The sequence below is a fragment of the Actinomadura logoneensis genome (assembly GCF_003428695.1).
In the GTDB taxonomy this organism is placed as follows: Bacteria; Actinomycetota; Actinomycetes; order Streptosporangiales; family Streptosporangiaceae; genus Spirillospora; species Spirillospora logoneensis.
In genome coordinates, this window is record NZ_QURH01000939.1 from 1 (window position 1) to 7846 (window position 7846).

Below are 7846 nucleotides of genomic sequence, written 5' to 3' on the forward strand. Positions count from 1 at the left end.
ACCGCACGGCCCCGGCCCCGGCGGCGACGGGCGCGAGGACGGCCGCGGCGCGGGTGGCGAGGCCGGGATGCGGCAGCAGCGCGAGCACGGCGAACGGCGCGATGAGGACGGCGGCGAGGACGTGGGTTCCGGCGCGTCCGAGCAGGTAGAGGGCGATGAGGAGCGCGGCGCAACCACCGGCGGTGAGGCTCCCGGACGCGGTGAGCGAGGTGAGGCAGGCCCCGGCCACGGCGACGGCGGCGAGGCCGATGTGCGGGATGACCAGCGGCAACGTCGTGAAGAGGCACAGGAGCAGCCCGTACAGCAGGGCGTTGGCGTCCGTGCCCTTGCCGGTGAACTGCGCGACGGCCGCCACCGCCAGCGGCACCCCGAGTCCGACACGTCCCCACACGCTGGACATCTTCCCGGGGTTTCGGACGTCCCGCCATCGCTCGTGTGAGGGACGCGCCGCTCGCGCCGGGGACGCCGAAGACCGCTCACACGAGGGACGCGCCGCGCCCGCGGCCCCGCCTAGCGTCGGTGAGCATGGAAATAGAAGTCGACGGCCTGCGCAAGCGGTACGGGCAGGTCAGCGCACTGGACGGAGTGTCGTTCACCGTGCGGCCCGGCCTGGTGACCGGGTTCGTCGGGCCGAACGGCGCGGGCAAGTCCACGACGATGCGGATCGTCCTCGGCCTGGACGCGGCGGACGGCGGGCACGCGCTCGTCGGAGGCCGCCCCTACCGGTCGCTGCGCGATCCGCTGCGGGCGGTCGGCGCGATGCTGGACGCGGCCGCCGTCCACCCCGGGCGGCGCGGACGCGACCACCTGCGCTGGATTGCGCACGCCGCCGGACTCCCCGCGCGCCGCCTGGACGAGGTGCTGGAGCAGGTGGGGCTCGCGGGCGGCGCGGCGAAGCGGCGCGCCGGCGGGTACTCGCTCGGGATGCGGCAGCGGCTCGGCATCGCGGCGGCGCTGCTCGGCGACCCGCGCGTCCTGATGCTGGACGAGCCGGTCAACGGCCTGGACCCGGAGGGCATCGTGTGGATCCGGGGGCTGCTGCGGTCGCTCGCCGCCGAGGGCCGGACGGTCCTGGTGTCGAGCCACCTGATGGGCGAGCTCGAAGGCACCGCGGACCGCCTCGTCGTGATCGGCCGGGGCCGGATCATCGCGGACGCGAGCGTCCCGGAGCTGCTGGCGGCGGCGTCCGGCGGCCGGGTCGCGCTGCGCACGTCCGCGCCCGCCGACGCCATGGCCGTGCTGAGCCGCGCGGGCGGGACGGTCGCGTCCGTCGGCGCGGACGCGCTGACCGTGACGGGCCTGGACGCGGAGGCGGCAGTGGCGGCGCTGGGCGCGTCGAGGGTGCCGTTCGCCGAGGTCAGCGCGCATCGCGCGACGCTGGAGGAGGCGTACATGGAACTGACGCGCGACGCCGCCGAGTTCGAGGCCGCGCCGGGAGGAGGCCGGTCATGACCGCCGACGGAACGAACGCGAGCGCTGGTGGAACGAACGTGGGCACCGAGGGAACGGAGTCGAACGCCGCACGGACCGACGCGAACGCCGGGCGGACGAGGGCGAGTGCCGGGCGGACGAGGGCGGGTGCCGAGCGGACACGGCCGGGCACGATGCTGTTCCGGCAGATCAGGGCCGAGTGGACGAAGATCCGAACGGTCCGCCGCTGGACGCTGACGCTGCTCGCGGCGGCGGTCGCGATGGTCGTCGTGTCGCTGCTCGGCGCGTCCGGCGGGAGCGTGCAGCACGCGGGCGGCCCGGAGGCCCCTCCGCCGAAGGGCCCGGACGGCAAGGTGGTGCGGGACGCGTTCCGGTTCGTCCACCAGGAGATGCGCGGGGACGGGACGATCACGGCGCACCTGGCGTCGCTGAAGAGCCTGGTGGAAGGCGAGGCCGGATCCAAGTCGGTGCCGTGGGCGACGGCCGGGATCATGGTGAAGAGCGGGTTGAGGCCCGGCGCGTCCTATGTGGCGTTGCTGTCCACGCGCGGGCACGGCATACGGCTGCAGAACGACTTCACGCACGACAAGGCCGTGTCGGCGGACGGCACGTGGCTGCGGCTGACGCGGTCGGGATCGCGGTTCACGGCGTACGTGTCGTCCGACGGGACGTCGTGGAAGACGGCGGGCGGCGTGACGGTGCGCGGGATCCCGGCGAACGCGCGGGTCGGGGTGTTCGCGGCGTCTCCCCCGCACACGGAGATGTCCCGGAGATTCGGGTCGCTGAGCATCCTGGACGCCCCGGCGCACGCCATCGGGACCTTCGACAACGTGACCGTCACCGGAGCGGAACCCGGTGGCTGGACGGGCACGACCGTCGGCGAGCCCCTTCCCGAATTCGACCCGCCCGGCGCGCCGCCCCGCACGCCCTTGGTGAAGGACGGCTCGTCGGTCTCCGGCGGGACGATCACGGTGACCGGATCGGGCGAGATCGCCCCTGAGCAGCGCGGCATGGACCTGGTGCAGAAGGGCTTGCAGGGCGCGCTCGTCGGAATGCTCGTGGTGGTGGCGGTGGGGGCGCTGTCCATGACGTCCGAGTTCCGGCACGGGCTCGTCCGGACGACGTTCACGGTGCTTCCGCGACGCGGCGGGATGCTGGTGGCGAAGGCGCTGGTGCTCGGCGTGACGGTGTTCGCCGTGTCGGCGGTCGCGCTGGCGGTGGCGTTCCCGATCGCGCAGTCGAGGCTCCGGTCGTCGGGGTTCAGGCCGCCGGGGTTCCCGAGTTGGAGCCTGTCGGATCCCGAGGCGCTGCGGGCGATCGCCGGGTCGGCGCTGCTGGTCGCGCTGGTGGCCGTCCTCGCGATGGCGTTCGGGGCGGTGTTCCGGCACAGCGCGGCGGCGATCGCGGTGGTGCTGCTGATCGTGCTGGTCCCGCAGATCCTGGCTTCCGCGCTGCCGCTCGGAGCGTCGCGGTTCCTGCTGAGCGTGACCCCGGCGGCGGGGTTCGCCGTCCAGCAGAGCCAGCCGCACTACGCGTTCACGGCGGACATGTGCCTGCCCGAGGACGGCTGCTACCCGTTCTCGCCGTGGGCGGGGCTGGCCGTGCCGTTCCTGTACGTGCTGGTCGCGATGCTGCTCGCGTGGTGGCTGCTGCGCCGGAGGGACGCGTGAGGCGCGAACTGCGCGCCGAGTGGACGAAGCTGTGGACGCTGCCCAGCACGGCGCGGCTCCTGTCCGCGACGTGCGCGCTGACCGTGCTGGTCGGCGCGCTCGTCACGGCGGGGACGCGCGCGTCGGACGGTCCGCAGGACCTGCCGAAGCTGGTGCTGGGCGGCGTCCAGTACGGGCAGGCGACCATGGTCGTCCTCGCCTGCCTGGCGGTGGGGGCCGAGTACGGGACGCGCACGATCGTCCCGACGCTGGTGGCGATGCCCTGGCGGCTGCGCGTGCTGCTGGCGAAGTCCGCGGTGGTCTGGTGCGTCGCGCTCGCCGCCGGGACGGTCGGAACCGTCGCCTCGCTGCTGGTCGGACGGGCCGTCCTGGCGTCGAACGGGGTCGCCGCGCCCGCCCTCACGGACGGCCCGACCCTGCGCGCCGCCGCCGGGACCGTCCTCTACCTCGGCTTCGTCGCGCTGCTGAGCCTCGGGACGGCGACGGTGCTGCGCGACTCGGGCGGCGCGATCATCACGGTGCTGGGCGTCCTGTACGCGGTGCCGATCCTGACGCGGCTGGTGTCGTCCGACCACTGGAAGCGGCGGCTGGAGAAGTACGCGCCGATGAAGGCCGGACTGTCGGTGCAGGCGACCAAGAACCTCTCGGCGCTGCCGCTGTCCCCCTGGCAGGGTCTCGCCGTCCTGGCGGCCTACGCCGCCGGCGCCGCACTGATCGCCGCCCTGCTGTTCCGCTCCCGCGACGCGTAGCTTCCCGCGCACCGCGCCGAGCTTCTGGATGATCTTCCTGCGGGGCCCGCACCGCGTCACTACCCTGGCGGCTTTTCAGGCTCCCGAAGGTGGAAGAACGATGTTTCAGACCGTGGAAGGCGGCCGGTACCGGTGCGCCCTGGTCATCCGGCTCGATGACGGGGTGGACGCCGCGCTCCTCGCCGCGATCGGGTCCGCGACGGGCCTGGCGTTCGAGGAATACGGGACGGGCGGGTTCGGCGGCGAGACGCTCGCGACCGTGTGGAAGGCGGGCGACGACCTCCTGATCGAGGCGGAGTGCGACGAGGCCGGGGTCCGCGCGCTGCTCGTGCGGGCGGGCACGGCCGAGCGCGCGGTCGCGATCCGGTCGGCGATCGGCGAGCACATGCCGGCGTGGAGCGAGCAGATGCTCCGCGCGCAGCTCGCGGACACCTTCGCCGACGCGCCGCAGGCCCTGGTCGCGCTGCTGATGGCGGCGGGCGGCGCGCGTCCGGAGGACGAGACGCGTGAACTGCTGCGACGCGCACTCGACCACGAGGACGAGGAGGTCCGGCATTTCGCCGAGTACGCGGCGACGGTCGCGGCGGAGCTCGAGAAACCGCCGGTCGTCATGCGTGAGGACCGCTCGGTGCGCGAGTTGGACGAGCTGCTGCGTCCGGCGCGTCCGGTGAAAGGGAAGGAGCACTGGGTCACCGTCCGCGCCGGGGTGCCGGAGCGGGCCGTTCCGAGGCCGGTGACCTGGCTCAGGACCTCCCTGGACGACACCGACGACGTCCTCTGGTGGATCGGGGACCAGTACTGGGAGGCCGTGGTCATGCGCAACCTCGGGGACCGCACCTGGCTGGAGGACATCTACCTCGCCCCCGACAAGGGCACGGCCCTGCACGTCGTCCTGCACGACGCGCTCGGCACCGTCCACCTGGCCCTCCACGGCGGGGACGTCGAGGCCACGGCGGCGAAGCTGGCCGAGGACGTCGGGGCGGAGGTGCTTCCGTCCGCTCCTCCGGGCCTGGCCTCGACCGGTTCAGGACAGGCGCGGGCGGAGTAGGCGGGCGACGTCGTAGGCGCGGCTGAGCGGGGACCAGGTGTCGCCGGGGTTCCAGTCCTCGGCCGTCCACACGTCGGACATGACGGCCTTGACGAACCCCCAGGCGACCACGCGGTCCAGGGGGACGCCGAGTTCGTCGGCGACCTGCTCGACGCGGGCCGGGACGAGTGCGGTGAGCGCTTCGTCCCGGTCGTCCGGCTCCGGGTCGTAGAGGAAGGCGCCGGTGTCGTACGCGGGGTCGCCGACGAGGCCGTGCGGATCGATGGCGAGCCACGGTTCGCGCGTCCCGCCGAGGACGTTGTCGTGGTGCAGGTCCCCGTGCAGGACGACGCGACCGGGCGCGTCCGCGCACAGCTCGCGCATGAGCCCGCCCGCCCGCACGACGAAGTCGAGCGGCAGCGGCCCGTTCTCGCCGAGCCTCGCCGCGTAGTCGTCGAACGCCGCGACCTGGGCGATCGCGTCCGGGAGCGGGCAGCCGTCCGGCGGCGGGACGTGCAGCCGCCGCATGACGCCGGCCAGCGCGGACGTGGCCTCCTCGTCCCGCCCGGGAACGAGGTCGCGCAGCCGCGTGCCGGGCACGGCCCGTTCGAGCAGCAGCGCGCCCCGCGCCAGGTCGGCGCGCAGCACGCGCACCGCGCCGCGCCCGTCGAACGCGTGGAGCGCCGGGACCTCCCCGGCCAGCGACTCCGCGTGCGGCAGACCGAGCTTGAGGACGGCGGGTGTGCCGTCCGCGCAGGTCACACGCGTCACGTAGTGGTAGGACAGCTCGTACGGCTCGTCCACCGCGAGGTCCCACGCGCGGGCGACGGAGGCGAGGAGGCCGGGCAGCTCCCTGAGCCACCGCTCGCCGTCCTCGCCCCACACCTCGACGACGTTCCTGGCCAGCGTCCCCGTGATCATGCTGTGGACGCTACCGCTCAGATGCCAGGTTCGAGTTTCCTCAGCGCGTACCGGCGGGCGTCGAACTCGGCGAGGTCGCGGGCCGGGTCGTCGGACTCCTTCCAGACCCGGTCCGGGTGGAGCTTCCCCTGCGCCTGGAGCGCGAGTTCGAGCAGGCGGTAGTTGTCGACCTGCTCGTCGAAGTCCTGGAGCGCCCGCCGCGCGGCCTTCTCGGCGCGCCGCCACTTGCCGCGCGCGAGCCACGTCACCGCCTCGACCTCGCACGCCTCCCACGAGACCGCCCCGCCGTACCCGGGTCCCGTGGACGCCGCCATCGCCGCGCTCCGCGCCCGGTTCCCCGCCTCGGCCGCCTCGACCGCGTCGTCGTACCGTCCGTCCGCGACCAGCAGCCAGGCCGCCCGCAGATGCAGGTGCATCCGCCGCAGATACGCCTGGAGGTCAGGCTCCGGGATGCTCTCCTCCTCGGACAGCTCCCCCAGCACCCGCTCCAGCTCCGCGCGCAGCTCCGTGTCGTCCACCCGTCCTCCTCTCGACACCGCCACGCGCATCCTCCGCCAAGCGGACCAGGATGATCAATCCCTTTGGACGACAGGGCTCAGCCCACTCCCGGGCCTGCCGGTCCTCTCCTCTGACCTCGCCGCCCACGGCCTGCCGCCGGAGCCGGCCTCCCCACCGCGGACGAGGCGCTTCGCTTCCCGAAAACCGCGCGACATAAAGGAGCCGACCCCCCACAATCAGCCCATGCCGCTCGCGACGATCACCCTCAACTCCGGCCGCCAGGTCGTCCTGGACCACCTGGACATCTCCCCGACCTACGACGGAATGCTGGAGGGGTACCCGTGCGCGCGGGTCAACGACAGCCTGCTGGAGAGCCTGGCCAAGCCCACCCCGACGCCCTTCCAGACCAGCCCGGTCCACCTGATCGCACCGGAGCGCCGGTACCCGGACCGCGGATCGGGCCGACGCCTCCCGTTCGGTCCCGTCGAGGAACTGCCCCGCCTGTACTGCCGGGGCTCGTTCGTGTCCGAGCGCGTCGACGAGAACCTCGACGACGTCCTCTACCGCTCATGGCTGGAGATCGTGTGGTTCCAGGACGACCTGGCCGCTCCCGTCGCCGACTTCGTCGCGAGGGCGATAGCCGACGTCGCCTGGGACGAACTCGCCGAGGACTTCGAGCTCTAGCCTTCCCGATGGCGGGCGGCGTCCCCTGCCGTCCGCCGGCGGTCCGAGGGTTCTCCTCCCGTCCAGCGCGCTCCGGGGCGAACGAGCGCGCCGCAGTATGGCGAGATCATTGCCGGGGGCCTGCCGGGACCTGACTTGATCAGCTTTATGTTGCTGTATGTGATCATCCTTAACTCTCGGTGGCTCTCCCTCGCTGTGGGAGCCACGATGACCGCGTCGCTGGCCCTCGCGCCGGCGGACGCGCACGCACAGCAGACCACCCAGACGTTCACCTACACCGGAGCCCCGCAGCAGTTCACGGTGCCCGAGGGAGTGTGCGCGCTGACAGTGGACGCCTTCGGGGCCGCCGGCGGCAACGCCTTCTACGGATCCCCCGGCGGCCTGGGCGGCGCCGTCCACGCGACCGTCCCGGTCCAACCCGGGGAGGTGCTGACGATCGACGTCGGAGGCGCCGGCACCGGCGGGAGCATCGACCCGCCCACGTCCGCGCAAGGAGGGTACGGCGGAGGCGGCCAGCCCGGCGCCTTCCGGGAGGACCGCCGTCCCGGCAACGGCACCGTCGGGGGCGGCGGGGGCGGCGCGACCACGGTCAGCACCGCCCTGGAGCCGCTCATCATCGCCGGAGGCGGTGGCGGTGGCGCGGGCAACTTCACCGCGACGACGGGAGGCGAAGGCGGCGCGGGAGGCCAGACGGGCACCAATGGCAACAGTCCGGGCACCCCCGGCGCCGGAGGCGGCGGCGCCTCCGGCGGCAACGGCGGTGCGGGCGGCGCGGGCGGGCAGCCCATCTCGGGCTCCGACCAGCCCGGCCTCCCCGGCGGCGCCGCGACAGGACGCGTCGGCGGGGACGGCGCGGTCAACCTCGC

General features: G+C 73.9%; 8 protein-coding genes and 1 pseudogene. 6 read left to right on the forward strand and 3 right to left on the reverse strand.

The window, feature by feature from the left end; all coding sequences use genetic code 11:
- A partial coding sequence (locus DZF91_RS31685) for a hypothetical protein (RefSeq protein WP_199487032.1) occupies positions 1–391 on the reverse strand: 391 nt, incomplete at its 3' end.
- 134 nt (positions 392–525) lie between these two features.
- Between DZF91_RS31685 and DZF91_RS31690 the strand changes: the two genes are divergently transcribed.
- The 4 genes from DZF91_RS31690 (at position 526) to DZF91_RS31705 (ending at position 4898) form a co-directional block, all read left to right on the forward strand.
- The gene (locus DZF91_RS31690) at positions 526–1452 is read left to right on the forward strand and encodes an ABC transporter ATP-binding protein (RefSeq protein ID WP_117360741.1); all 927 of its coding nucleotides are present in this window, start codon (positions 526–528) and stop codon (positions 1450–1452) included.
- Positions 1449–3101 (forward strand): DUF1349 domain-containing protein, encoded by a 1653-nt coding sequence (locus DZF91_RS31695; RefSeq protein WP_147341483.1) that lies wholly within the window; start codon positions 1449–1451, stop codon positions 3099–3101. The genes DZF91_RS31690 and DZF91_RS31695 overlap by 4 nt, the downstream gene beginning before the upstream one ends.
- Positions 3098–3850 (forward strand): ABC transporter permease, encoded by a 753-nt coding sequence (locus DZF91_RS31700; RefSeq protein ID WP_117360743.1) that lies wholly within the window; start codon positions 3098–3100, stop codon positions 3848–3850. The genes DZF91_RS31695 and DZF91_RS31700 overlap by 4 nt, the downstream gene beginning before the upstream one ends.
- A gap of 100 nt (positions 3851–3950) precedes the next feature.
- Positions 3951–4898, forward strand: coding sequence for a hypothetical protein (locus tag DZF91_RS31705; protein WP_117360744.1), 948 nt, complete (start codon positions 3951–3953; stop codon positions 4896–4898).
- Here DZF91_RS31705 and DZF91_RS31710 read toward each other — a convergent pair.
- Positions 4875–5798, reverse strand: a complete 924-nt coding sequence (locus DZF91_RS31710; protein ID WP_117360745.1) for an aminoglycoside phosphotransferase family protein — start codon at positions 5796–5798, stop codon at positions 4875–4877. The genes DZF91_RS31705 and DZF91_RS31710 overlap by 24 nt on opposite strands.
- A 17-nt stretch (positions 5799–5815) precedes the next feature.
- Positions 5816–6316 (reverse strand): hypothetical protein, encoded by a 501-nt coding sequence (locus DZF91_RS31715; RefSeq protein ID WP_117360746.1) that lies wholly within the window; start codon positions 6314–6316, stop codon positions 5816–5818.
- 223 nt (positions 6317–6539) lie between these two features.
- On the opposite strand from DZF91_RS31715, the gene DZF91_RS31720 reads away from it, so the two are divergent.
- Complete coding sequence (locus DZF91_RS31720) at positions 6540–6980, forward strand: hypothetical protein (protein WP_117360747.1); 441 nt, start codon at positions 6540–6542, stop codon at positions 6978–6980.
- A 207-nt stretch (positions 6981–7187) separates the two neighbouring features.
- Positions 7188–7846: pseudogene (locus tag DZF91_RS31725) on the forward strand (hypothetical protein); the annotation flags it as partial.